General features: G+C 68.2%; 19 protein-coding genes and 2 tRNA genes. 15 read left to right on the top strand and 6 right to left on the bottom strand.

Annotation, left to right across the window (positions count from 1 at the left end):
- The first annotated feature begins 115 nt into the window (after window positions 1-115).
- Window positions 116-727: a TetR/AcrR family transcriptional regulator gene (locus tag ABD729_RS13830; protein ID WP_344711354.1), complete on the top strand. Its 612-nt coding sequence runs from the start codon at window positions 116-118 to the stop codon at window positions 725-727.
- A 129-nt stretch (window positions 728-856) separates the two neighbouring features.
- Here ABD729_RS13830 and ABD729_RS13825 read toward each other — a convergent pair whose 3' ends face one another.
- On the bottom strand, window positions 857-1078 hold the full coding sequence (locus ABD729_RS13825; protein ID WP_344711351.1) for a hypothetical protein: 222 nt from the start codon (window positions 1076-1078) through the stop codon (window positions 857-859).
- On the opposite strand from ABD729_RS13825, the gene ABD729_RS13820 reads away from it, so the two are divergent.
- From ABD729_RS13820 to ABD729_RS13805, 4 genes are read left to right on the top strand one after another with little or no spacing between them, the layout of a single operon-like run.
- Window positions 1077-1460: a hypothetical protein gene (locus ABD729_RS13820; RefSeq protein WP_344711348.1), complete on the top strand. Its 384-nt coding sequence runs from the start codon at window positions 1077-1079 to the stop codon at window positions 1458-1460. The genes ABD729_RS13825 and ABD729_RS13820 overlap by 2 nt on opposite strands.
- 20 nt (window positions 1461-1480) lie before the next feature.
- Window positions 1481-2731: an efflux RND transporter periplasmic adaptor subunit gene (locus ABD729_RS13815; RefSeq protein WP_344711462.1), complete on the top strand. Its 1251-nt coding sequence runs from the start codon at window positions 1481-1483 to the stop codon at window positions 2729-2731.
- Window positions 2732-2788: 57 nt separating this feature from the next.
- Entirely contained in the window at window positions 2789-5971 is a 3183-nt protein-coding gene (locus ABD729_RS13810; protein WP_344711345.1) for an efflux RND transporter permease subunit, read from the top strand.
- Between the two features lie 11 nt (window positions 5972-5982).
- On the top strand, window positions 5983-7392 hold the full coding sequence (locus tag ABD729_RS13805; RefSeq protein WP_344711342.1) for an efflux transporter outer membrane subunit: 1410 nt from the start codon (window positions 5983-5985) through the stop codon (window positions 7390-7392).
- 11 nt (window positions 7393-7403) lie between these two features.
- Here the strand turns inward: ABD729_RS13805 and ABD729_RS13800 are convergent.
- Window positions 7404-7477: transfer RNA gene (locus ABD729_RS13800), tRNA-Cys, on the bottom strand.
- Between the two features lie 41 nt (window positions 7478-7518).
- On the bottom strand, window positions 7519-10416 hold the full coding sequence (locus tag ABD729_RS13795; protein ID WP_344711339.1) for a M16 family metallopeptidase: 2898 nt from the start codon (window positions 10414-10416) through the stop codon (window positions 7519-7521).
- A gap of 235 nt (window positions 10417-10651) precedes the next feature.
- On the opposite strand from ABD729_RS13795, the gene ABD729_RS13790 reads away from it, so the two are divergent.
- From ABD729_RS13790 to ABD729_RS13765, 6 genes are all read left to right on the top strand, one after another.
- Entirely contained in the window at window positions 10652-11284 is a 633-nt protein-coding gene (locus tag ABD729_RS13790) for a protein-L-isoaspartate O-methyltransferase family protein (RefSeq protein ID WP_344711336.1), read from the top strand.
- A gap of 20 nt (window positions 11285-11304) precedes the next feature.
- Window positions 11305-12759, top strand: coding sequence for a TolC family outer membrane protein (locus ABD729_RS13785; RefSeq protein WP_344711333.1), 1455 nt, complete (start codon window positions 11305-11307; stop codon window positions 12757-12759).
- A gap of 15 nt (window positions 12760-12774) precedes the next feature.
- The gene (locus tag ABD729_RS13780) at window positions 12775-13209 is read left to right on the top strand and encodes a DUF2497 domain-containing protein (protein WP_344711330.1); all 435 of its coding nucleotides are present in this window, start codon (window positions 12775-12777) and stop codon (window positions 13207-13209) included.
- 55 nt (window positions 13210-13264) lie between these two features.
- Entirely contained in the window at window positions 13265-15316 is a 2052-nt protein-coding gene (locus tag ABD729_RS13775; RefSeq protein WP_344711327.1) for a S9 family peptidase, read from the top strand.
- Between the two features lie 101 nt (window positions 15317-15417).
- Window positions 15418-18048, top strand: a complete 2631-nt coding sequence (locus ABD729_RS13770) for a valine--tRNA ligase (protein ID WP_344711324.1) — start codon at window positions 15418-15420, stop codon at window positions 18046-18048.
- Between the two features lie 114 nt (window positions 18049-18162).
- Window positions 18163-19590 (top strand): MATE family efflux transporter, encoded by a 1428-nt coding sequence (locus tag ABD729_RS13765; RefSeq protein WP_344711321.1) that lies wholly within the window; start codon window positions 18163-18165, stop codon window positions 19588-19590.
- Here ABD729_RS13765 and ABD729_RS13760 read toward each other — a convergent pair.
- Complete coding sequence (locus tag ABD729_RS13760; protein WP_344711318.1) at window positions 19572-20483, bottom strand: diacylglycerol/lipid kinase family protein; 912 nt, start codon at window positions 20481-20483, stop codon at window positions 19572-19574. The genes ABD729_RS13765 and ABD729_RS13760 overlap by 19 nt on opposite strands.
- 47 nt (window positions 20484-20530) lie before the next feature.
- Between ABD729_RS13760 and hemB the strand changes: the two genes are divergently transcribed.
- Together hemB and ABD729_RS13750 are read left to right on the top strand one after the other, a co-directional pair.
- The gene (gene hemB / locus ABD729_RS13755; protein ID WP_344711315.1) at window positions 20531-21523 is read left to right on the top strand and encodes a porphobilinogen synthase; all 993 of its coding nucleotides are present in this window, start codon (window positions 20531-20533) and stop codon (window positions 21521-21523) included.
- Window positions 21524-21530: 7 nt separating this feature from the next.
- Entirely contained in the window at window positions 21531-22109 is a 579-nt protein-coding gene (locus ABD729_RS13750) for a GNAT family N-acetyltransferase (RefSeq protein ID WP_344711312.1), read from the top strand.
- On the opposite strand, the gene ABD729_RS13745 is transcribed toward ABD729_RS13750, so the two are convergent.
- Window positions 22088-22609: a hypothetical protein gene (locus ABD729_RS13745; protein ID WP_344711310.1), complete on the bottom strand. Its 522-nt coding sequence runs from the start codon at window positions 22607-22609 to the stop codon at window positions 22088-22090. The two genes, ABD729_RS13750 and ABD729_RS13745, sit on opposite strands and share 22 nt — an antisense overlap.
- 80 nt (window positions 22610-22689) lie before the next feature.
- On the opposite strand from ABD729_RS13745, the gene ABD729_RS13740 reads away from it, so the two are divergent.
- Together ABD729_RS13740 and ABD729_RS13735 are read left to right on the top strand one after the other, a co-directional pair.
- Window positions 22690-22766 (top strand) — tRNA-Arg (locus tag ABD729_RS13740).
- Between the two features lie 136 nt (window positions 22767-22902).
- Window positions 22903-23118: a hypothetical protein gene (locus ABD729_RS13735; RefSeq protein WP_344711307.1), complete on the top strand. Its 216-nt coding sequence runs from the start codon at window positions 22903-22905 to the stop codon at window positions 23116-23118.
- Window positions 23119-23122: 4 nt separating this feature from the next.
- On the opposite strand, the gene ABD729_RS13730 is transcribed toward ABD729_RS13735, so the two are convergent.
- Window positions 23123-23740: an Hcp family type VI secretion system effector gene (locus tag ABD729_RS13730; RefSeq protein WP_344711304.1), complete on the bottom strand. Its 618-nt coding sequence runs from the start codon at window positions 23738-23740 to the stop codon at window positions 23123-23125.
- Window positions 23741-23831 lie beyond the last annotated feature (91 nt).

Genomic DNA, 23831 nt, shown 5'->3' with positions numbered 1-23831 from the left:
TGCGATCATCGCCGCCTACGGCTTCTATGCGCGGCGGCCGGCCTGATCCTTGCCGTAACGGCATATTTGCAGACCGCTTGGACTTCCTCGCGGTTCGACTTATATACCGGTCGATATGGTAAGCGTTCTGACCAAGGTCTGCAAAGGCCGCCCGCGCGAGTTCGATGTCGACGAGGCATTGGCCGCGGCGCTGCGCGTCTTCTGGAGCAAGGGCTATGAAGGCGCGTCGCTGACCGACCTCACCGATGCGATGGGGATCACCCGGCCAAGCCTTTATGCCGCCTTTGGCAACAAGGAAGCGCTCTTCAAGAAGGCGCTCGACCTCTACGAGCGCGAAAAGCTCGCTTACATTGGTGAGGCGCTAAGCGCGCCGACCTCGCGCGAGGTGGCCGAGCGGCTGCTGACCGGGGCGCTGGAAATGCAGACCAGCGAATGCGAGCCGCGCGGATGCCTGCGCGTCATCAGCACCATCAGTTGCGGCCAGGAAGCCGATTCGGTCCGTGCCGACCTCATGGCCCGCCGTGGTTCGTCGCACCGGGCGATGCTCGACCGCATGCAGCGCGCCAAGGACGAGGGCGACCTGCCGCCGCACGTCGAGGCGGAGGCGATGACCAATTACCTGCTCGCCATCCTGCAGGGGATGTCGGTCCAGGCCAGCAGCGGCGCCTCGCGCGAGCAACTGCAGGAAGTAGTGCGCACGAGCGTCGCGGTGTGGCCAGGGAAGTAAGCCGCAAAAAATTTCGCTACCGGCCGGTATAGAAGTATTGACCCGAGCGAATCCTGTTTATATACCGTTCAGTATAGAACAGAGGAAAGCTCCTATGGCATCCATGCCTGAAAGGGTTCTCGACACGCGTTAGGGCGCGGGTTTCAGAACCACCCCGATATTTTCGCAGCTTGTTTGCAGGCCGACGCGCGTTTTCGCGTCGCTGCCCCGGTCGCTGCTTGCCTTCATGTTTTTGCCGGTCTGCCTTCGAGCCATGCGCTTCGGGGAGCGCCGCGCCGCGCCTTTCTGAAAGGAACTCCCCATGGCCTCTTTGCCGATCACCGCCTGGCCCGCCGAGCCGGCCTCCGTCATGCCAATTGCCAAGCCGCGGCTGGTGCCGGTCGAGGCGGTGGCCGCCCAAACGCCGGCGGCGGCAGCCCGCTTGTCGGCGATCGAATGGTCGGTGGTCGCCCTGGCCGAACGCGACACGGTCGCAAGCCTGCGCGAGCCCGGGCGGATCGCGGCGGCACTCGAAAGCCTGTTCGGGCTGCACCGGCCGAACAAGCTCGCCAACCCGCGCCTCGAAGTCCTGCGCCGGGTCGCGGTGTTCGTGTGGCGGCAGCGCTGGAAGGTGCCCAAGAGCGAACTCACGGCGTTTCTCGCCGAAGGGTTCACGCTCGACCAGTATGAGCTGATCCAGGCGAGCATCGGCAAGCAGCTTTCCTCGTCGCGCCAGCGTGGGGGCCGATCGTGAACGCGCCGTCGCATCCCGCAATGGCCGGTGACGCCACGCCCGTTCCCGCGCCAGCGGGCGCGTCGCGGCTTAGCCGTGCGCAGAAGATTGCGCTTGGCGTGGCACCGCTGGTGCTGATCGCAGGAATCGCCGTCGGGCGGCCCGGTGGCCCCGAAGCCAATGCCGCGCCGCCGCCGGTCACCGTGACCGCTGCCCAGCCGCTCGTCCGGCAGGTGTCCGAGTGGGACGATTATGCCGGCCGGTTCGAAGCCAGCCGCACGGTCGAGGTGCGTCCGCGGGTATCGGGCGCGATCGTCGGCGTTCACTTCAAGGACGGCAGCTACGTCCGGCAGGGGCAGCTTCTCTTCACCATCGACCCCCGGCCGTTCGCCGCGTCGCTGGCGGAAGCACGCGCGGCGGTGTTCGGTGCGCGCAGCGAGCTTGGCCTGGCGCAGGCCGATCTTTCCCGCGCCTTGCGGCTGCTCGAGGTCGATGCGGTGTCGCGTAGCGATGTCGACCGGCTGCGTGCCCGCGTGCAGGCCGCGCAGGCCTCGCTTGCCGCGGCCGATGCACGGGTCCGGTCGCGTCAGCTCGACGTCGGCTTCACCCAGGTCCGGGCACCCATCGGCGGGCGCATTTCGGACCGGCGGATCGATGCCGGCAATCTCGTCCAGGGCGAGGGCGGGGGGCAGGCGACCCTGCTCACCACCATCAACGCGCTCGACCCGATGTACTTCACCTTCGATGCGTCTGAAGCGCTCTACCTCAAGGCGCGCCGCGCGCAGGAAAGTGGCGAGGCCCCGAGCGAGGTGCTGATCCGGCTCCAGGACGAGACCGATTATCGCTGGCGCGGGCGGCTCGATTTCACCGACAACGGGCTCGACACCCGGTCGGGGACGATCCGGCTTCGCGCGTCGATCGACAATGGCCGGCAGTTCCTGACGCCGGGCATGTTCGGCAATCTTCGCTTGGCGTCGGGCGGCGCGCGGACGGCGCTGCTGGTGCCGGATGCGGCAGTGCAGACCGACCAGGCGCGCAAGGTGGTGACGGTGGTCGGCCGCGACGGCAATCTGACCCCGCGCGCCGTCGTCACCGGTCCGCTGATCGACGGCCTGCGGGTGATCCGTTCGGGGATCGAGCCCACGGACCGGATCGTCATCAGCGGCGCGCAACTCGTCATGCCGGGGATGAACGTCGATGTTCGTCCCGGCACGATCAAGGCCGCGGCGGCGCCCCCGTCGGCGCCGAGCGCTGCGCCGCTGGCCGGCTCCGCGACCTTTTCGACCCGCTAAGACCTGAACTTCCTTCCAGCCGCCGGACGCACCCGTGCGCCGGCGGGGAGAACATCCATGCGTTTGTCACGCTTCTTCATCACGCGCCCGATCTTCGCGGCGGTGATTGCCGTGCTCATCACCGTGATGGGCGCAATCGCCTATTTCGGGCTGCCGGTGTCGCAATATCCGGACATCGTCCCGCCCACGGTGACGGTCAACGCCAGCTATCCCGGCGCCTCGGCCGAGACGGTGTCCGAGACCGTCGCCGCGCCGATTGAGCAGGAGATCAATGGCGTCGACAACATGATCTACATGTCGTCGCAGTCGACCGGCGACGGGCGGCTGACGATCACCGTCACCTTCAAGCAGGGGACCGACCTAAACGCCGCGCAGGTGCTGGTGCAGAACCGCGTCGCGGTCGCGACCCCGCGCCTGCCGCAGGAAGTGCAGCGACTGGGCGTCATCACCCGCAAGACGTCGCCCGACTTCCTGATGGTGGTGAACCTCGTCTCGCCCGACCGCTCGCTCGATCGCGGCTACATGTCGAACTATGCACTGACGCAGGTCCGTGACCGGCTGGCGCGACTTGATGGCGTCGGTGACGTGCAGCTGTTCGGTGCGCGCGATTATGCGATGCGGGTATGGATCGATCCCAACCGCGCCGCCGCGCTGAACCTGACGGCGGGCGAGATCGTCGCCGCACTGCGCGCGCAGAACGTGCAGGTCGCCGCGGGCACGCTCGGCCAGCCGCCCTATGCGACCGGTGCGGCCTACCAGCTCAACGTCGAAACGCAGGGCCGCCTGACCGACCCGCAGCAATTCGCGAACGTCATCATCCGCAGCGATGCCGACGGCCGCCAGGTGCGCGTGTCGGACGTCGCCCGCGTCGAGCTCGGCGCTGCTGACTATGCGTCGAACACCTATCTGTCGGGAGAGCCGACCGTGTTGCTCGGCGTGTTCCAGCGCCCGGGTTCCAACGCGCTCGCCGCCGCCGAATTGGTCAAGAAGGAGATGGAGTCGGCGTCGAAGTCCTTCCCCAAAGGCCTCGAATATAAGGTCATCTACAACCCGACCGAGTTCATCGCCCAGTCGATCGACGAGGTCGGCAAGACGCTGTTCGAGGCGATCCTGCTGGTCGTGCTGGTGATCATCGTCTTCCTGCAGCGCTGGCGAGCGGCGGTGGTCCCGGTGATCGCCATACCCGTGTCGCTGATCGGCACCTTCGCGGTGCTGCAGATGGTCGGCTATTCGCTCAACAACCTGTCGCTGTTCGGGCTGGTTCTGGCGATCGGCATCGTGGTCGACGACGCCATCGTGGTGGTCGAGAATGTCGAACGCAACCTCGCCAAGGGGATGAGCGCGCTCGACGCCGCGCGGACCTCGATGGACGAGGTAGCGGGCGCGCTGGTCGCAATCGTGCTGGTGCTGTGCGCGGTGTTCCTGCCGACCTTGTTCCTGAACGGGCTGTCGGGCGCCTTCTACCATCAGTTCGCCGTGACGATTTCGGCCGCGACGCTGATTTCGCTGCTGCTGTCGCTGACACTGTCGCCGGCGATGGCCGCGCTGTTGCTGAAGCCCCACGGGCATGAGCCGCCGAAGAACCGCGCGGCTGCGCTTGCGGAGCGGGCTGGCGATGCGTTCAACCGGATGTTCGAGCGCTTCAGCGAAGCCTATTCGCGGCTGACCCGCCGGCTGGTCGCGGCACCGAAGCGGATGATGGCCACCTATGCGGTGCTGATCGCGCTCACCGTCGGGCTTTTCTCGCTGACCCCGACCGGCTTCATCCCGGCGCAGGACCAGGGCTACTTCCTGACGGTCGTCCAGCTGCCGCCGGGATCCTCGCTCGAACGCACCGACGAAGTCCTGCGCAAGGTCGCCGACCGGATATTGCCGATCAAGGGCGTCGAGGGTGCGGTGATGCTGGCCGGGTTCGACGGCGCGTCGCAGACCCAGGCGCCCAATGCCGCCGCGGCCTACGTGCCCCTCAAATCCTTCGAGGAGCGCAAGAAGCTCGGTGCCGACCTCGCCACCATCATGGCCGAGGCGCAGAAGCGCACCGCCGACATCAACGAGGCGCGGCTGCTGATCATCCCGCCGCCGCTGATCCAGGGCATCGGTTCGGCCGGTGGCTACCGGATGATGGTGCAGGACACCGGCGGGCACAGCTTCGCCGAACTGTCCGGCCTGTCGTGGGGCATCATCGGCAAGGCCAACCAGACCCCGGGTCTGAAGCAGGTCTACACCTTGTTCGATATTTCGACCCCGCGTGTCTATGCCGACGTCGACCGCACAAAGGCCGACATGCTGGGCGTTCCGCCCGAGCGGATCTTCGAGGCGCTGCAGGTCTATCTCGGCTCCGCGTTCGTCAACGACTTCAACCTGCTCGGCCGGACCTACCGGGTGACCGCGCAGGCGGAAGCCGACGCTCGCGCCAGCGAGGCCGACATCGCGAACCTGAGGGCCCGTTCCAATTCGGGCGCGATGGTGCCGATCGGGTCGGTCACCACCTTCGAGGACCGCACCGGCCCGTATCGCGTTTCGCGCTACAACGGCTTTCCGGCGGTCGAGATCGATGGCGACACGGCGCCGGGCTATTCGTCAGGCCAGTCGCTGAAGGCGCTCGAGGAGATCGCTTCGGCGCAGCTTCCCGCGGGCTTCCGGACCGAATGGACCGGCATCGCCTATCAGGAAAAGGCGGCCGGAAGCACGGCGACGCTCGTCTTCGCATTGGCGGTGCTGTTCGTCTTCCTCGTGCTCGCGGCGCAGTTCGAAAGCCTGGTGCTTCCGCTGGCGATCATCCTGATCGTGCCGATGTGCCTGCTCGCCGCCATGGCTGGGGTGAACCTGCGCGGCATGGACAATAATGTCCTGACGCAGGTCGGGCTGGTCGTGCTGATCGCGCTGGCGGCCAAGAACGCGATCCTGATCGTCGAATTCGCCCAGCAGGACGAAGCGGCGGGGATGTCCCCGGTCGAGGCGGCGGTGCGGGCGGCGCGGGACCGTTTGCGGCCGATCCTGATGACCAGCTTTGCGTTCATCCTCGGATCGCTTCCGCTGCTGATTGCGGAAGGGGCGGGGGCGGAGCTTCGCCAGGCGCTCGGCACCGCGGTCTTCTTCGGGATGATCGGAGTCACCGCCTTCGGCCTCATCTTCACCCCGACTTTCTATGTCGTCTGCCGCGCGCTGGCCGACCGGATCGCCCGCCTGCGCAACAGGGCGCGTCCGGCGGAAACCCCGGCCCCGCTTCCGGCCGAATGAGGAAACCGATCATGTTCAAGCCCCTGTTCCTGGTCGCCGCGTCGGCGCTTGCCCTTGCCGCCTGCACCAGCGGGCCGGACTATGCGGCTCGCCCGCTGTCACCGACCGCCGCCGCTCCGTTTCTGGGATCGGGCAGCCCGCTGGTGTCGGCGGCGCAGCCGGCGGGCGACTGGTGGCGGCTGTACCGCGATCCGGTGCTCGACGGCCTCGTTACCGACGCGCTGGCCGCGAACACCGACGTGCGCGTCGCGGCAGGGCGGCTCGAGCGGGCGCGGGCGCTGGTCAGGCAGGCTCGCTCTGCCCGCGAGCCGCAGCTTGGCGTCAGCGCCGGTTCTCAGGTCGGGCGATCGCCGCAGGGTGTCGCGAGCGGGCAGGGCGGGACCGATCTGCAGCTCGATGCAGGCTTGAGCGTCGCCTACGAAGTCGATCTTGCCGGCAAGCTTGCGCGCTCGGTCGAGGCCGCGCGGGGCGATGCCGACGCCGCTGCCTTCGAGGCCGATGCCGTTCGCGTGCTGGTCGTCGCGGAAACGACGCGCGCTTATGCCGATGCAGCCTCGGCGGCGACACGGATCGCGGTGGCGCAGCGGATCGTGGAACTGCTCGACCGCTCGCTCGCCCTGACCGAGCGCCGCCGGGTGGTGGGGCTGGCGACCGGGCTTGATACCGCGCGCATCGCCGCGCTGCGCGATCAGCGCCAGGCCGAGGTGCCCTTGCTTGAAGCCGATCGCACCGCCGCGCTGCTGCGCCTCGCGGCCCTGACTGGGCGCGCCCCGCGCGACCTGCCGGCTGTCGCGGCGGCGCGCACCGATACCCTGTCGCTCGACCAGCCGATCCCGGTCGGCGACGGCGCGGGTCTGCTTGCCCGTCGCCCCGACGTCCGTGCCGCCGAACGGCGCCTCGCCGCTTCCACCGCTCGGATCGGGGTCGCCACCGCCGACCTTTATCCCAGCATCTCGCTCGGCGGTTCGGTCGGGGGGAGCGGGACGAGCGTTTCGAACCTTTTCAATCCGCTCAGCTGGCTGGTCGGGCCGCTCCTCAACTGGACCGTCAACCGCTCGGCGACCCGGGCCCGGATCGCTGCGGCCGAGGCGGACAGCCAGATCGCGCTGGCGCAGTTCGACGGGAGCATCCTGACCGCGCTGCAGGAGACCGAGACCGCGCTGTCGGCCTACCAGGGCGCCCAGCAGCGCCGCACCGCACTGGCTTCCGCGCGGACGCAGGCCGAGGCCGTCGTGCGCCGCACCCGTGCGCTGCAGCGCGAAGGGCAGATCAGCTCGCTCGAACTGCTCGACGCGGAGCGGACCTACGCCGATGCCGAAGCAAGCCTGGCCGAGAGCGATGCGCGAATCGTCAGTGCGCAGATCGACCTGTTCCGTGCTCTTGGGGGTGGCTGGCTCGCTGCGCAGGCGGCGAACCGCTGAGATAAGAAAAATGGAGGCCCGAGCCGGAATCGAACCGGCGTGCAAGGATTTGCAGTCCTCTGCGTCACCACTCCGCCATCGGGCCCCGATGCGGCGCGACCCCTAAGCAGGGGTGCCGCTCGCCTGTCAATCTTTCGTGGCTGCGACCGGCGGGGAAATCGGCGTGGGCGCCGCTTCCTTGATCACCTTGACGCGATAGGCGGTCGCGGGAAGCAGGTAGCGCCTGGCGGCTTCCTGCAGCATCGCCGGCGTGATCGCCTCGATATCGCTGCGCTGGGTGCGGATGCTTTCGAGCGTGAAGGGATCGGTGCCGAGATCCTCGAGCGCGCTTGCCCAGTAAGCGTTGCCGTCGCGCGCCCGTTCGATTGAGGCCAGCATCGGGCGGCGGGCGCGGGTGAGCTCGTCCGCATCGACCGGTTTGGTCGCGAGGTCGTCGGCGATCTTCTGGGCTTCGATGAAGAAGCGGTCGAGGGTCGCTGGCGGTGCCTCCACCTGCGCGACCAGATAGCCGTAGCGCTGCCAGGTCGATGATGCTCCATGCGCCGCTGCCGGAGCGTAGCTGACGCCTTCCTTTTCCCGCAGTTCGTCGGTGATCCGCAGCTGGAAGACCGCGCCGAGCAGGGTCAGCGTTCGCGCCAGCTGGCGCGTTTCGGGCGAATAGCCGGTGGTCGGCCAGGCGATCAGCGCCACCGCCTGATCGTCGCGGCCCTTGTGGGTAAGGGTGAGGAGACCGCCCGGCGGGGGCGGGGGGAAGCTTATTGATCCAGGCTTGAGGTCGCTGTCGCCCCGCGGCGGCAAGGCCCCAAAGGTTGCAGCGGTTTCTGCAATCGCCCGCTCGACGCTGATGTCGCCGGCCATGATGATTTCGATCCGCCCATTCTTGAGCGCCGGGTCGACAAGGGAGCGTCCTTCCGAGATGCTGCTCATCCGCATCGCCATGCGGCTCGGGATCTGCCAGCGCTTGTCGCCCGACCGCAGGATAAGGCCGAGATCGCGGCTGAGCACGCCGCCCGGCGAGCTTTCGAAGCGGTCGTGGATCGAGGCGGCCTGCGCCTTGATCCGCTCCCACCCGAGCGGTCGCCAGCCCGGATCGGTGACATAGGCCGAGAGCAGCTGCATCTGCGTCGTCAGGTCTTCGGGACGGGTGACGCCCGCGAGCACGAAGCGATCGTCGTCGACCCCGAAGGTCGCGCCCACCAGCCGTCCGGTCAGCGAGCGATTGACCTGGTCGGCGTCGAGCTTGCCGGTGCCGCCGAAGGTAAAGGCGGAGCCAAGCGCCCATTCCGGGCTGCTGCGATCGGCCGCCATCGCGAGCCGCCCGTTGCCGAAGCGCACGCTGACCAGCACCTGCTCCTTGCGCGCGGCGCTCGGGCGGACGATCAGCCGCACCCCGTTGGCGAAGCGGACCGAGGTCGCGCCGATGTCAGCAAAGGCGCGCTGCTCGACGACCTTGCCGGGCGCGCCGAAGTTTCCGTACGGCCAGGCGATGCGGGCCTGCGCTGCGGGCGCGGAGACCGCGACCTTGCGGGATGCGTCGAGGGCCGCGAGCAGCATTTCCTTGGTCGCGGCCGGACGCGGCAGGGTCAGGTAGACGAGCGGTCCCGATCCTTCGAACAGCCGCTTGGCAGCCGCTCCGACGCTTGCGGGGTCCAGGGTCGGAGCGACGGCCTTGTAGAAGGCGAGCCGGTCGGCCGGGCTGGTCACCACCGTGTCATTGTCGACCGATCCTACGATCGCTTCGGCGAGCGAGCTGGAGGTCCGCGTCGCCGCCCCCGCGACCCCGGCTTCGAGCGCGGCCTTGAGCCCGGTCAGTTCGCGCTCCACTTCGTCGGCGGTAACGCCGTGTTGAACGAGGCGGCGCTGTTCCTGTTCGATGGCGGTGAGCGTGCTTCGCCAGTCGCCGAGGCGGGCCTGGCCGATCAGCGAGGTGGTGCCGGCCGTCTCTTCCAGTTCCGAGCTGCCGACGCGCGCCGAGACGAAGGGCGGATTGCCATCGCTCTGGGCGAGCTTTTCGAGGCGGCGATTGAGGATCGCGGCGGCGAGCTGCTCCTCGAGGTCGCGAGTCCGCCCGGCAATGCTGTCGGGGCTGAGATCGGGCGGGCGAACCCAGCTCATCGTCACGCCGGCGGCGACGGCGGGATCGACGAACAGCCGCCCGTCGCCGGCCCGCGGCGAGGGTCGGCCCTGGTCGGCTGGAGTACCGGCCGGGCCCATGCCCTTCCAGTCGCCAAAGGTCGCGCGGAGCCGCCGTTCGATGTCGGCGGGATCGACATCGCCCGCGATCACCAGCGTCGCCCGCTCGGGCCGGTACCAGGCACGGTAGAAGTCGACGAGGCGCTGGCGCGGGGCGGTGCGGATCACGTCGGTGCTGCCGATCGGCAGCCGCGAGCCGAGCTTCTGTCCGGGATAGAGCCAGCCCAGCTGATCGACCAGAAGGCGATAGCCGGGGGTCGCCCGGGCGCGTTCTTCCGACAGGATGATTCCGCGTTCGCGGTCGACCGCCGCGGCGTCCAGTTTCGCCCGCCCGACGACTTCGCGCAGCAGGAAGAAGGCTTCGTCGAGCGTCGGCTTGTCCGCCTGGGGCAGGTCGAGCTTGAAGACCGTCTGCCCGAACCCGGTCGAGGCGTTGGTGTCGGGTCCGAAGCGGAGGCCAGCGCGCTCCAGCCGTTTGACGAAATCGCCCTCGGGGACGTTTTCCGTGCCGTTCAGCACCATATGTTCGAGGAAATGGGCTAATCCGCGCTGGTCGTCGGCCTCGTTCAGCGAGCCGGTGTCGATCCTGAGGCGCACCGAGGCTTCCCCCGGCGGTGTCTTGTTGCGGCGGATCGCGTAGCGCATTCCGTTGGGCAGCGTTCCGAGCACCAGTTCGGGATCGGCGCGCAACCCTTCGCCGCGCATCCAGCCGGATCCCGACTTTGCGGACGCCGGAGCGCGGGCGGGGGAGGGCGCTGCAACGCCCGATGCCAGGGCGGAGCCGCTGAGCAGAACAAGGCAGGCAAATGCCGCACTACGCTTCAAGGTCATTCATTCTCCGCAGGGAATCAGGCGTTTACGGCACCTTCCTGTTAGAGCCGAGCGTGCTGTTCCTGCCAAGCATGGCCGTTCGCCCGCTCGACCTTGTGGCGCGAGTCTTCGATAAACGGTCGCCGCCTTGCTTGGCGGAGCGGCCTGCGATGGCTACATGGGCATTGCCACTCGCGGTGTTTTAGTGCGATAAGACACCCGCGGACGATCAGCCAAGAAGGACGACGAGGACCCGATGGATTTTGCCCAGGCGCGCCGAGCGATGGTCGACAGCCAGCTACGCCCGCAGGCGGTGACCGATCCGTTGGTGGTCGCGGCAATGGCCAGCGTCCCGCGCGAATCCTTCGTTCCGGCGGCCTCCACCGCCATCGCCTATATCGATCGCATCGTTCCCCTCGACGCCAGCCGCGGCCTCAGCCCGGCCGCGAGCGTCGGGAGGATGCTGACCGAACTGGAATGCCGCGCCGGTGAGCGCGCGCTCGTCGTCGGCGCCGGAAGCGGGTACAGCAGCGCCGTCCTCGCCGCCATGGGGCTCGAGGTCGTGGCGGTCGAAAGCGATCCCGCCCTTTTCGCGCAGCTTGGCGCCCTCCACGGTGTCACGGCGGTTGCCGGCCCGCTCGAACAGGGCGCGCCGGACCACGGACCCTATGACGTGATCCTGATCGACGGCCAGGTCGAGCAGCTGCCCGATGCGCTCGTCGAGCAGCTCAAGCCGGGCGGACGACTTGCCGCCGGCCTTCTCGAAGGCGGGGTGCCGCGGCTGATGCTCGGCACACGTTCGGTTCATGGCTTCGGGCTCAAGAGCATTGCCGACGCCTCCATGGCACCGCTCCCGGGGTTCGCCCGGCCGGCGGCCTTCACCTTTTGAATCAACTGGAAAGCAGACCCTTGCGCCACCTCCTCAGCTGCAGCGCGCTCCTCGCGCTGGCCCTCGCGAGCCCAGCCGCGGCCGATACCCTGCGTGAAGCCCTGGTCTCGACCTATCGCTTCAACCCGACGCTGAACGGCCAGCGCGAGGCGCTGCGTGTCAACGACGCCAGTGTCGCGATCGCCCGTGCCGCGGGCCGGCCGCAGGTCGCCGCAACGGTAGGCCTCAACCGCGACCTAACGCGTTCGGGCGTGCTCGATACCGGGCGCAGCAAGGGACCGATCGTGTCGGGCGGGGTCGATCTCAGCGTTCCGTTGTTCCAGGGCGGCCGGGTCCGCAATTCGGTCGATGCCGCGCGCACCCGTGTCGAGGCCGGTCGCGCCACCCTTCGCGCCGTCGAAGGCGACGTTTTCGTGCAGGCGGTTCAGGCGTACATGGACGTCATCCGCGATCGCAACGTGGTCGAGCTGAACCGCAACCAGGTGCAGGTCCTTTCGACCAACCTCGAGGCGACCCGCGACCGCTTCCAGATCGGCGACCTTACCCGCACCGACGTCGCCCAGTCCGAATCGCGACTGGCGCTGGCCCGCTCCAACCTTGCGCTGGCGCAGGGCCGCCTGCTGTCGAGCGAAGCCTTTTACCGGCAGGTGATCGGTCAGGCCCCGGGCCAGCTCGCCTCGCCGCCGCCGCTCCCGCCGCTTCCGGCCACGGCCGAGGAAGCGGTTCGAATCGCCTTGGTCGAAAATCCCGATGTCATCGCCGTTGTCCGGCAGACCCAGGCCGCCGGCCTCGACGTCCGCGTCGCCGGAGCCGACCGGCTGCCGACCGTGTCGGGTGTCGTCAGCGGCGATTACATCAACACCGTGTCGGGCGACGTCGGCAATCTTGGCCGCTCTGGCACCCAGACCAGCGTCGGGGTCAACACCCGCATCCCGATCTATCAGGGTGGCCTTCCGAGCGCCCGTATCTCGCAAGCACGGGCGATCGAGGGCCAGCTTCTAGAACGCACGATCGAGACCGAGCGCGCAGTCGTCCAGGCGGTCCGTTCGGCCTATGCCAGCCTTGCCGCCGCACGCCAGGCGATCACCTCGAACGAGGTCGCCGTCTCGGCCGCCCAGCTTGCGCTCGAGGGCGCCCGGGCGGAACGCAGCGTCGGCACCCGCACCGTGCTCGACGTGCTGAATGCCGAGCAGGAGCTCCTCAACGCGCAGGTACAGCTCGTCAGCGCCCGCCGCGACCAATATGTCGCCGGCTTCCAGCTGCTGAACGCCATGGGCCAGGCCGAGGCCGACGATCTCGGCCTCGATGGGGGCCCGCTCTACGATCCGCTCGGTAATTATCGTCAGGTCGCGGGGCAGTGGAACGACTGGTCGAGCGAAGGCCGGTACGTCCCCCGTTCGACCCGCACCGTCTCACCCGAGGAGACGCCGGTCGCCGGTCCCCCGGCGTCAGGGGTGACAAGCCCGCCGCGTTAAGGCTAGCTACGACGCATGGCCGGCCGCGAACCCTCGATGGAAGACATCCTTGCGTCGATCAAGAAAGTGATCGCGGAGGAAAAGGAGCTGCGCAGCGCCGTCCAGGTCGCGGCGCCGGTCCCGCTCGAGCTGCCGGCCGAAGACGAGCCGCCCGAGGCCGAAGTGCTTGAGCTGGACGAGCCCGTCATCGAGGAGCTGCGCCTGCTCGAGGTCGACCTTGGCCCGCCGCTCGTCAGCGAAGATGCTGCCGAGGCGAGCCGCGCCCGGCTTGCCGCGCTGCAGGAAGCCGCCGCCGCCGCGCCGCCGCCGCCCGCGGTCAATCCGCTCGAGCAGATGGTGCGCGACATGCTCCGCCCGATGCTCAAGGACTGGCTCGACCAGAACTTGCCGGGCATCGTCGATGAACATGTGAAGCGCGAGATCGGGCGGATCACGGGGCAGGGCCTCTAACCCGCCGCGCGCAAGTCGCTTGCGGTTCATCGCAGCGCTGCTACCCCTCGGCGCCATGATCAAGCGCACCCTGCTGCTGGCGGCCGCTGCCGCCGTTCTCGCCCCGACCGTCGCCACCGCCCGGCCGATGACCGCCACCGACATGCACATGATGCGTCGCCTCGGTGCGCCGGAAGTCTCGCCCGACGGTCGCTATGCAGTGTTCAGCCTGTCGACGACCGATCTTGCCAAGAACAAGCGGTCCAATGTCCTCCACCTGCTCGACCTCAAGCAGCGCGGAAGCGCGCCGCAGCCGATCGCGGGCGCAGACGGCGGGCATGACGCGGTGTTCGGACCGGACGGCGCGCTTTATTTCCTCAAGGCCGTGGGCGACCGCGACCAGCTCCACCACATGGCGATCGGCGGCCAGCCGGCCGTGATGAGCGACTTCGGCGCCGATATCAGCGGGTTCAAGCTGTCGCCCAAGGGTGACGCGGTGCTGGTCTGGGCCGACCAGCGCGACTGTCCCGACCTCGCCTGTGCCGCGACGACCTTTGCGGCCAAGGAAGGCGGCTCGGGCCGCGTCTACGACCAGCTGTTCGTGCGCCATTGGGATAGCTGGGCCGAGCCCGGCACCAAGAGCCGCATCTACACCTTCCCGATTACGGGCGGCCGCCTGCAAGGGTTCGGAACGCGCGTGACCGGCGCGCTGGTCGGCGACACGCCGTCCAAGCCGTTCGGCGGCGGCGAGGAGATCGACTGGTCGAAGGATGGCCGCACGATTTTCTTCACGCTGCGTGAGGCGGGGCGGATCGAGCCGCTGTCGACCAACCTCGACATCTTCGCGGCGCCGGCCGACGGATCGGGCGAGCCGACCAACCTCACCGCCGACAATGACGGCACCGACAATCTTCCGACCGTCTCGCCCGACGGCCGGACTTTGGCCTATTTCGCCATGGCCCGTGCCGGCTACGAAGCCGACCGCCAGGTGCTGATGCTGCGCGATCTTGCCAGCGGCAAGGTCCGCGCGCTGACGCAAGGATGGGACCGCTCGGTCGGCTCCATCGCCTGGGCGCCCGACGGCAAGTCGATCCTGGTCACGGCCGAGGACACGCTCGAAGCACCGATCTTCCGGGTCGATGTCGGCACCGGAAAGATCGCCCGCCTGACCGGCGAGGGCCACACCGGCAACGTCCACGCGCTGCCGGGCGGCGCGATCCTCTACACTTCCAACAGCATCCAGGCGCCCGACGACCTCTACCTCCTGCAGGGCAAGGCCAAGCCGGTGCAGCTTACCGCCGTCAACAAGGAGCTGCTGGCCGAACTCGACCCGATCACGGTCGACCGCTTCAGCTTCACCGGCGCCAATGGCGACAAGGTCTGGGGCATCAAGGTCAAGCCGGTAGTCAACAAGACGATGCCGATCGCCTTCGTCGTCCATGGCGGGCCGCAGGGCAGCTTCGGCAACGGCTGGTCCTACCGCTGGAATTCGCGCGCCTTTGCCGGCCTCGGTTCGGGCTATGCAGTCGTGAGCGTCGATTTCCACGGGTCGACCGGCTACGGGCAGGCCTTCACCGACTCGATCCGCAACAACTGGGGCGGCTGGCCGCTGGAGGACCTGCAGAAGGGCCTCGCCTTCGCCACCAGCCAGGACAAGCAGCTGCAGGCGGACAATGCCTGCGCGCTGGGCGCCAGCTACGGCGGCTACATGATGAACTGGATCGAGGGACAGTGGCCCGACCGCTTCAAGTGCATCGTCCAGCATGACGGCGTGTTCGACGCCCGGGCCATGGCCTACGAGACCGAAGAACTGTGGTTCGACGAGTGGGAGCATGGCGGCAAGGCCTATTTCGAAGACCCCGCGGCCTTCGAGAAGTGGAACCCGGTCAACCATGTCGCCAAGTGGAAGACCCCGCAGCTCGTGATCACCGGCGAGAAGGATTACCGCATCCCCTATACGCAGGGGATCGCCGCCTTCACCGCCCTCCAGCGCCGCAACATCCCGTCTAAGCTGGTGGTCTTCCCCGATGAGAACCACTGGGTGCTGAAGCCGCAGAATTCGATCCAATGGTACCGTGAGGTTGGCAAGTGGCTCGGCCAGTGGACTGGGAACACGCCCGCCAACTAGGCACTTCGTCATTGCGAGCGATGCGAAGCAATCCATTGCGCGAGGTGGATTGCTTCGCCCCCGGCTCGCAATGACGGAAAGGGTTCGCTAACGGACCCTCCATGACCGACCTGCCCAAGACCTTCGAACCCGGCCCCATCGAAGCCCGCTGGTACCAGCATTGGGAGGAGAGCAACTCCTTCCGCCCGGCGCGTCCGGACGCGGAGCCGTTCACCATCGTCATGCCGCCGCCCAACGTTACGGGCAGCCTCCACATCGGCCACGCGCTCGACAACACGCTGCAGGATATCCTGACGCGCCGCGCCCGCATGCAGGGCAAGGACGCTTTGTGGGTGGTCGGCACCGACCATGCCGGCATCGCGACGCAGATGGTGGTGGAGCGGCAGCTCAACGCCCAGCAGCAGAAGCGCACCGACTTCACTCGTGACGAGTTCGTGGCGAAGGTCTGGGAGTGGAAGCACGAAAGCGGCGGCCAGATCACCCGTCAGCTCCGCCGCCTCGGCGCCTCGTGCGACTGGTCGAACGAACGCTTCACCATGGACGAGGGCTTTTCGAAGGCCGTCCTCCACACCTTCGTCGAGCTCCACAAGCGCGGCCGCATCTACCGCGACAAGCGGCTGGTGAACTGGGACCCCAAGTTCCAGACCGCCATTTCCGACCTCGAGGTCGAGACCCGCGACCAAGCCGGCAAGTTCTGGACCCTGCGCTATCCGCTCGCCGACGGCAGCGGCCATATCGAGGTCGCGACAACCCGCCCCGAGACGATGCTCGCCGACATGGCGGTCGCGGTGCACCCGGACGACGCGCGCTATACCGGCCATGTCGGCAAGCAGATCAGGCTTCCGATCACCGGCCGACTGATCCCGATCGTTACCGACGAACATGCCGATCCGGAGCTTGGCAGCGGCGCGGTCAAGATCACGCCGGGCCACGATTTCAACGACTTCGAGGTCGGCAAGCGTGCCGGGTTCAAGGCCGGCGAGATGCTCAACATGCTCGATGCCGCGGCGAATGTCTGCCAGACTGCGGACGGTCTGGTGCCGGCGGAATTGCTCGGGCTGGAGCGGTTCGAGGCCCGCAAGCGTGTGGTCGCCTTGCTCGAAGAGGCCGGCGCTTTGGTCAAGGTCGAGGACCGCACCATCGCCACCCCCTTGGGCGACCGTTCGGGCGCGGTGATCGAGCCGTGGCTGACCGACCAATGGTATGTCGACGTGAAGCCGCTCGCCGAGCGCGCCGCCGCCGCCACGCGCAGCGGCGAGATCAAGGTCGTGCCCGAGACCTGGGCCAAGACCTGGTACAATTGGCTCGAGGGGATCCAGCCCTGGTGCGTGTCTCGCCAGCTGTGGTGGGGGCACCGCATCCCGGCCTGGTATGACGCCGACGGCAATGCCTTCGTCGCGATGAGCGCCGAGGAAGCGCAAGCCCAGGCCGGCGACGATCGCCCACTCAAGCAGGACGAGGACGTCCTCGACACCTGGTTCAGTTCGGCGCTGTGGCCGTTCGCGACCCTCGGCTGGCCCGAGAAGACCGAAGACCTCGCCCGCCATTATCCCAATGACGTGCTCATTTCCGGCTTCGACATCCTGTTCTTCTGGGATGCCCGAATGGCGATGCAGGGGCTTGAGTTCATGGACGAAGTGCCGTGGCGCACGCTCTATCTTCATGGCCTGGTACGTGACGCGGCTGGCCAGAAGATGTCCAAGTCCAAGGGCAACACGGTCGATCCGCTCGGCCTGATCGACAAGTACGGCGCCGACGCGCTGCGCTTCACCATGGCGGCGATGGAAAGCCAGGGCCGCGACATCAAATTGGATGAGAAACGCGTCGAGGGTTATCGCAACTTCGCGACCAAGCTGTGGAACGCGGCCCGCTTCCTGCAGATGAACGGGGTCGGCCCGTCGCAGTCGATCGAGGCTCCGGAGGCGGCCAAGCCGGTCAACCGCTGGATCATCGGCGAAGTGGTCGAGACGCTCGGACGGCTGAACAGCGCCTTCGACGACCTGCGATTCGACGGCATGGCCGACGCCATCTACCACTTCACCTGGGGCACCTTCTGCGACTGGTATGTGGAGCTGGTGAAGGGCGGCTTCGACGAGGAGACCCGCGCGGTCGCCGGCTGGGCGTTCGATCAAATCCTGGTCATGCTCCACCCGTTCATGCCGTTCGTCACGGAAGAGCTGTGGCACGGCATGGGTGAGCGGCCCTACGACCTCATCCTCGCCAAGTGGCCGGAGCCGAAGGCTGCCGCCGACGGCGGGGCGAAGGCCACGGTCGAAGCGCTGATCGCCTTCGTCGAGGGCGTCCGCACGCTTCGTTCCGAACTAAACGTGCCGTGGACCGCGACGCTGATGCCGCATGTCCTGGCAGGGGAGGGCGACCGCGCCCTGCTCGACCTTGCGGAACGCGAAGCCGCCACGCTGGGGCGGATGGGCAAGGTCGGCGCGCCCGTCCTTGCCGACGCGCCGCCGACGGGTTCGGCGCAGATCGTCGTGGGCGGCGCGACCGTCGCCTTCCCGCTTGGCGATGCGATCGACCTCGACGCCGAACGCGCGCGCCTCGCGAAGGCCGCCGAAGCGGCGGAGAAGGATCGCGACAGCTTGGCCGCGCGGCTCGGCAACCCGGCCTTTGCCGAGCGCGCCAAGCCCGAAGCCGTCGCCAAGGCCCGGGCCGACCACGACGCCCGCGCCGCGGAAGCCGAGCGGCTTCGCGCCGCGCTGGCGCGGCTGGGATGACGCGATACGGCAAGTCGTCACCCCGGCCTTGAGCCGGGGTCCACCTTCCTCGGTGCGGCGTTCAAAGAGGCAGGTAGATGCCGGACAAAGGCCCGGCACGACGAAAGTGACTTGATGGCCGATGCTGACGCTTCCCCCGTTCCCTCGCGGCAAAGTCCGAACCGCCGCGACCTGACGCAGGGGCCGATCGCCCGCACCCTGCTGGCCTTCGCACTGCCGACCCTGGGGTCGTCGATCATCCAGTCGCTGAACGGCTCCATCAATGCCGCCTGGGTCGGCCGCCTGATCGGCGAGGACGCGCTCGCCGCCACCGCCAATGCGAACATGACCGTGTTCGTGCTGACCGCCTTCACCTTCGGCTTCTCGATGGCATCGAGCATCCTGATCGGGCAAGCCTTCGGACGCCGCGACATCGATGCCGCCCGCCGCGCTTTCGGCACTGCGGCCGGCTTCTTCGCCATCCTCGGTACCGTCGTCGCGATCGCGGGTTGGTTCCTTTCGCCCTATATCCTCGGCCTGCTCGGCACCCCGCGCGAAGCGGTGCCGCTCGCCGACGATTACCTGCGCGTTATCTTCCTCGGGATGCCGCCGGTCATCCTGCTGGTGATGTTCATGATGGCCCTGCGGGGTTCTGGCGACAGCATGACGCCCTTGTGGTTCATGATCCTCGCGGTGATCCTCGACAGCGGCCTCAATCCGCTGCTGATCGCGGGCATCGGTCCGTTCCCGCGGATGGGGATCGCAGGTTCGGCCACCGCCACCGTGATCGCCAACTGGATCGCGCTCGGCGGCCTCGTCATATACATCTACGCCAAGGACCTGGTGCTGCGCCTGCGCGGGGCCGAACTTGCCTATCTCAAACCCTCCGGCGCCTGCCTCAGCACGATCGTCCTGAAGGGCCTGCCGATGGGCCTGCAGATGATCGTCATCTCGGTCTCGAGCCTGCTGCTGGTCGGCCTCGTCAACCAGCAGGGCGTCCACACCACCGCCGCCTACGGCGTCACCATGCAGCTATGGACCTATATCCAGATGCCCGCGATGGCGTTCGGGGCTGCGGTCAGCGCCATGACCGCGCAGAATATCGGTGCCGGGCGCTGGGACCGGGTGTCGGAGATCACCAAGACCGCGATCGTCCAGACGCTCATCATCACCGCCGGCCTGATCGGGCTGTTCCTGCTGTTCGAGCGGCCCGCGCTTGGGCTGTTCCTCGGGATGGACAGCCCGGCGCTTCCGATCGCCATGCACATCCAGTGGATTGCGACCTGGAGCTTCCTCCTGTTCGGGGTCACGCTGGTGCTGTTCGGCACCGTTCGCGCCAATGGCGCGGTGGTGGGGCCGCTGGTGATCCTCGCCATCGGGCTTCTGCCGGTGCGGCTCGGTGTCGCCTGGCTGGGGTCACGCTGGCTCGGGCCGGACGCCTTGTGGTGGAGCTTTCCAGCTTCGACCCTCGTCAACCTGACGCTGGCGATCGCTTACTATCGCTCGGGCCACTGGCGGCAGGCGAAGATGGCGGCGGGACGAACTCAGCCCGCGGCGGTCTGAACCGCGCGCGGGGCGGCGACCCACACCGCAGCGCGCGCGACGGTGACGGTGACCGGCGTCTCTGCGCTGAGCTCCCCGTCGATCGATACCTTCTGCTTGGGCCGCGCTTCGATCCGCAGCTCGCGCCCGCGATATTCGGTCACGGTCTGGTTGCGCGACCGCAGCTTGAACAGGGTCGCAAACCAGCTCCAGCCGAGGTGAAGCAGGCTCTTGCCGGTAACCGCCTGCACCACAATCTCGCCCGATTGCAGGTCCGCGCTCTCGACCAGTTCGACCCCGCCGTGGTGCGTGCCGTTGGCGATGCGCACCTCGGTCGCCCAGATCTTGTGGACCTTGCCGCCTTCGGTGATGCGCAGGCGAAAGGGACGGAAGTTGAACGCCACCCGGATCGCCCAGATCATGTAGCCGAGGATCCCCAGCGTCCGCTTGAGGTTGTGCGGCACCGTTTCGGCGATCATCGGCGACAGGCCCATCGCAGCGGCATTGGCGAAATAGTCGCCGTCCACCGCGCCAAGGTCGATCCGTAGCTTGCGCCCGGTCGCGATGGTTTCCACCGCGGCCTTGAGATCCGTGCCGATCCCGAGGGTCTTCGAAAAGCTGTTCGCCGTCCCCAGCGGCAGCAGCGCGAAGACGGTATCATGCCCGAGAAAGTCGTCGATCGTCTTGGACAGCGAACCATCTCCGCCGCCGACGATGATCATCGGCGCCTTGGCCTCCAGCGCGTCGACCACGGTGGGCTGCATCTTTTCGGGTTCGGTGATGGCGTGCGCGGCGAGCAGCTCGATTCCGCTTTCCTCGAGCAGGCGCTTGGCTTCTTCGAATACGTCACCTCCGCTTCGGCTCATGGCATTGACGATGAGGACGGCCTGTTTCGGAAGCGTATCGTTGTTCATGGCCCACCAATGCTTGGAACGGGCAAGCGGTGCCGTATAGTGCGGCCATGACTGCTGCTTTTCCCGCGCTGCGCCTCCGCCGCGGCCGCACCTCGCCCTGGATCCGCGCCATGCTCGCCGAGCATCGCCTCCATCCGAGCGACTTCATCCTTCCGCTGTTCATCTGCGACGGTCAGGGCTGCGAGGAGCCGATTGCCGCACTGCCGGGGGTCAGCCGCTGGACGGTCGACCGGATCGGGGCGCGTGCGAAGGAAGCATGGGAGGCCGGAATCCCTTGCGTCGCCCTGTTTCCCAACACGCCCGGCAATCTGCGCACCATCGGTGCCGAGGAAGCGCTCAATCCGGACAATCTCATCTGCCGCGCCGTGAAGGCGGTGAAGGACGCCTGTCCCGAGATCGGCGTGCTGACCGACGTTGCGCTCGATCCCTATACCGAGCATGGCCACGACGGGCTGATCGACAGCCGCGGCTGCGTTCTCAACGATGAAACCAGCGCAATGTTGGTGCAGCAGGCGCTGGTGCAGGCCGAGGCGGGTGCCGACATCGTCGCCCCATCGGACATGATGGACGGCCGGATCGGCGCCATCCGCGCGGCGCTCGAGGCGGCTGGCAAATGCGACACCGCCATCATGGCCTATGCCGCCAAATATGCCTCGGCCTTTTACGGACCGTTTCGCGACGCGGTTGGCTCGGGCGGCCGGCTGAAGGGCGACAAGCGCGGGTATCAGATGGATCCGGCCAACAGCGCCGAGGCGCTGCGGGAGGTCGCGCTCGACATCGCCGAGGGCGCCGACATGGTGATGGTGAAGCCGGGAATGCCCTACCTCGACATCGTTGCCGCCGTCCGCGGCCGCTTCGAGGTGCCGACCTTCGCCTACCAGGTGAGCGGCGAATATGCGATGATCGAGCATGCCGCGGCGGCCGGCGCGGGCGACCGCGACGCGCTGATCCTCGAGACTCTGCTTGCGTTCAAGCGGGCCGGCGCAACGGGCGTCCTGACCTATCACGCGCTCGATGCCGCCCGCCTGATCGCGGGTTGAGCCTTCGATGAGCGAGATCGTGGTCGAGACCGCGCGGCTGCGGCTGCGGACGTGGGACGACGCGCGCTGGGACGAGTTCGTGACGGTCACCAACACGCCCGAGGTCATGCGCTGGCTCGGCGGGGTCTTCTCGCCCGCGCAGATGGCGGCGGCGCGCGAGCGGCTCGACGGCTATCAGCGGGACTTCGGCTTCACCTTCTGGGCGGTGGAGCGGCGGTCCGACGACGCGCTCCTCGGCTTTTGCGGGCTCAAGCGGGCCAATGCGCCCGGCGCCGAAGCGCTGCACGGCGAGGTCGAGGTGGGCTGGCGGCTGCGGGAAGAGGCGTGGGGGCAGGGCTATGCCAAGGAGGCGGCCATTGCCTCGCTCGACCTTGCGTTCGGACGCTTCGCCGCACCGCGGGTGGTCGCCTTCACGGCCTCGGGCAATCTGCCGAGCCAGGGGCTGATGCTTCGGCTGGGGATGCAGCACTGGGCCACGCATGACTATATCGACCAGCGCTTTGCGGCCGACGTGCCGCCCAATCCGCAGGTGACCTTCGGGATCACCGCGGAGGAGTGGAAGGCTCAGCGCGCCAGCCTGGCCTGAATGGCAGCCAGCCGCTGGCGTTGACGGCGGTCGAGTTCGTCAAGCTGCGCGGCGATCGCGCGGACGCTGGCAAGGTCCTGGGGCACCAGCCGCGTGCCGCTGGCGATCCGGTCGGCGACGGCGGCATCGAAGGCGCCGATGGCGCGGGTGACGGGTTCCTGCGCGGCGACGGCGGCGGAGAGGGATTGCTGCGCGGCGATCCAGCTTTCGCTGCCATTGGCGCCGGCGGAGGCGGCGAGCGTTTCCGCGCGGGAGATAGCGCTGTCCACCGCCGGCGCCTGCGCAAAGGCCGGGGCCGCGACCTGGCGGAGGGCGGCGGCAAGGGCCGGGTCGGAGGGAAGGGCGGCGGAGCCGTCGACGATGGGCAGGCGCGGGTCGATCGCCTCGGCCGGGCGGCGGGCAAGCGACGGGGCGTCCTTGATCGGGGCGCAGGCGGCGAGGCCGGTTGCCAGCAACAGCGGCATCAGCAGCAGGACGGGGGCGGAGCTTGGGGCACGCATTCATCCCCTCTAACAGCGGCCTCACCTGCAACAAGGGGTTGCGCCCGGGCCCGACCCCCTCTAGAGGCCGCCCTCGGCAAGCGCCCGTAGCTCAGCTGGATAGAGCATCAGACTACGAATCTGAGGGTCGGACGTTCGAATCGTTCCGGGCGCGCCATTTTCTTCAAGGGGCTCACCGCAAGGTGGGCCCTTTTGTCGTTCCGGGGCAGCGTGATCCCGGCGGCTGTCCATCCACAGCTTTGTGCGGCGGGCGATGTTCCTGTTACGTTCTCATCGCGCTAGAACCCCGACTCATGTCGGCCAAGCATATCCGGGTCATCGGGGACCTCGTGCGGTTCAAGGCGAGCATCCGGCTCGACTGCCTGGACTGCGCGTCGGCGCGGACGATGACCGGGCCGCAGGCGGTGACCGCCTTCGGTTCCTGCCCGTTGGAAAGCGCCGAGCGGCGGCTGCGCTGTTCGCGCTGCGGCGGGCGTTCGGCGCGGCTGACGGTGCTGCCGCCGGTCTAGGAGCTCATTTCCATTCGATCTTGGTGAAGTTGAGGCTGACCGTCCCCGCCGCATCGTCGCAGTCGCCGACGGTGACGTCGCTGAGTTGGGCCGAGGCGCGGCCGGCGGTCAGGACCACGGTCGGGAAGTGGGTGCCCGAAACGCAGCGGGGGCCGCCGGCCGAGCCCTTGCCGGCCATCGACACGGTCACGCTGGAGGGCGAATCGCAAGCCGAGGAGGAGCCGCACAGCGCCGTGCGCTTGGTGAAGCTGAGGTCGCTGACCGAGACCTTGGACATTGTCACCGGCTGGTGCTGGCGCTTGCCGGTGGCGAGGCCCGAGGCGGCGTCGCGGGGAGCGGTGGCGCGGCCCGCGCTCATGCCAGAGGAGCCGACCGAAGTCGGGTTGCTGGCCCCGAAGCTCCAGCTGGCGACCTCGATCGGGGCGCTGCCGCCGGCGAACGACAGGGTGCCGGTGCCGACGCAGCGCGCGTCGGCGCTGCAGGCGGGCGCGGCCGGGTTGGTCTGCGGGCCGGAAGAGGACAGCTGGCTGGACGCGCGCGCGTCCTGCGCGGGGGCAGGGGAGGCGGCGGCGAGGACGAGGGCCAGGGCGGTGGTGGCGGCGAGCGGAGCGCTGGTGAACATGGCTTAGACCTTCCTTCGGTTCGAGGAGGTACGCAGGGTCACGAGAGGGGAATGTTACGCCTCTTCAACGAGAGAAGAAAGGGCGGCGGCG

Origin of the sequence: Sphingomonas humi (assembly GCF_039536725.1) — a bacterium.
Classification (GTDB): Bacteria; Pseudomonadota; Alphaproteobacteria; order Sphingomonadales; family Sphingomonadaceae; genus Sphingomicrobium; species Sphingomicrobium humi.
The sequence above is the reverse complement of the archived record's forward strand: the minus strand, read 5'-3'. Positions and strand labels throughout refer to the sequence as shown.

Bases quoted from the DNA above. Each gene is read 5' to 3' on its own strand.
- ABD729_RS13750 (WP_344711312.1), top strand. From the start codon at position 21,531: ATGAGCGAGATCGTGGTCGAGACCGCGCGGCTGCGGCTGCGGACGTGG.
- ABD729_RS13780 (WP_344711330.1), top strand. From the start codon at position 12,775: ATGGCCGGCCGCGAACCCTCGATGGAAGACATCCTTGCGTCGATCAAG.
- ABD729_RS13815 (WP_344711462.1), top strand. From the start codon at position 1,481: ATGGCCGGTGACGCCACGCCCGTTCCCGCGCCAGCGGGCGCGTCGCGG.
- ABD729_RS13820 (WP_344711348.1), top strand. From the start codon at position 1,077: ATGCCAATTGCCAAGCCGCGGCTGGTGCCGGTCGAGGCGGTGGCCGCC.
- ABD729_RS13730 (WP_344711304.1), bottom strand. From the start codon at position 23,740: ATGTTCACCAGCGCTCCGCTCGCCGCCACCACCGCCCTGGCCCTCGTC.
- ABD729_RS13760 (WP_344711318.1), bottom strand. From the start codon at position 20,483: ATGAACAACGATACGCTTCCGAAACAGGCCGTCCTCATCGTCAATGCC.
- ABD729_RS13830 (WP_344711354.1), top strand. From the start codon at position 116: ATGGTAAGCGTTCTGACCAAGGTCTGCAAAGGCCGCCCGCGCGAGTTC.
- ABD729_RS13790 (WP_344711336.1), top strand. From the start codon at position 10,652: ATGGATTTTGCCCAGGCGCGCCGAGCGATGGTCGACAGCCAGCTACGC.
- ABD729_RS13775 (WP_344711327.1), top strand. From the start codon at position 13,265: ATGATCAAGCGCACCCTGCTGCTGGCGGCCGCTGCCGCCGTTCTCGCC.
- ABD729_RS13770 (WP_344711324.1), top strand. From the start codon at position 15,418: ATGACCGACCTGCCCAAGACCTTCGAACCCGGCCCCATCGAAGCCCGC.
- hemB (WP_344711315.1), top strand. From the start codon at position 20,531: ATGACTGCTGCTTTTCCCGCGCTGCGCCTCCGCCGCGGCCGCACCTCG.
- ABD729_RS13825 (WP_344711351.1), bottom strand. From the start codon at position 1,078: ATGACGGAGGCCGGCTCGGCGGGCCAGGCGGTGATCGGCAAAGAGGCC.
- ABD729_RS13745 (WP_344711310.1), bottom strand. From the start codon at position 22,609: ATGCGTGCCCCAAGCTCCGCCCCCGTCCTGCTGCTGATGCCGCTGTTG.
- ABD729_RS13765 (WP_344711321.1), top strand. From the start codon at position 18,163: ATGGCCGATGCTGACGCTTCCCCCGTTCCCTCGCGGCAAAGTCCGAAC.
- ABD729_RS13735 (WP_344711307.1), top strand. From the start codon at position 22,903: ATGTCGGCCAAGCATATCCGGGTCATCGGGGACCTCGTGCGGTTCAAG.
- ABD729_RS13805 (WP_344711342.1), top strand. From the start codon at position 5,983: ATGTTCAAGCCCCTGTTCCTGGTCGCCGCGTCGGCGCTTGCCCTTGCC.
- ABD729_RS13810 (WP_344711345.1), top strand. From the start codon at position 2,789: ATGCGTTTGTCACGCTTCTTCATCACGCGCCCGATCTTCGCGGCGGTG.
- ABD729_RS13795 (WP_344711339.1), bottom strand. From the start codon at position 10,416: ATGACCTTGAAGCGTAGTGCGGCATTTGCCTGCCTTGTTCTGCTCAGC.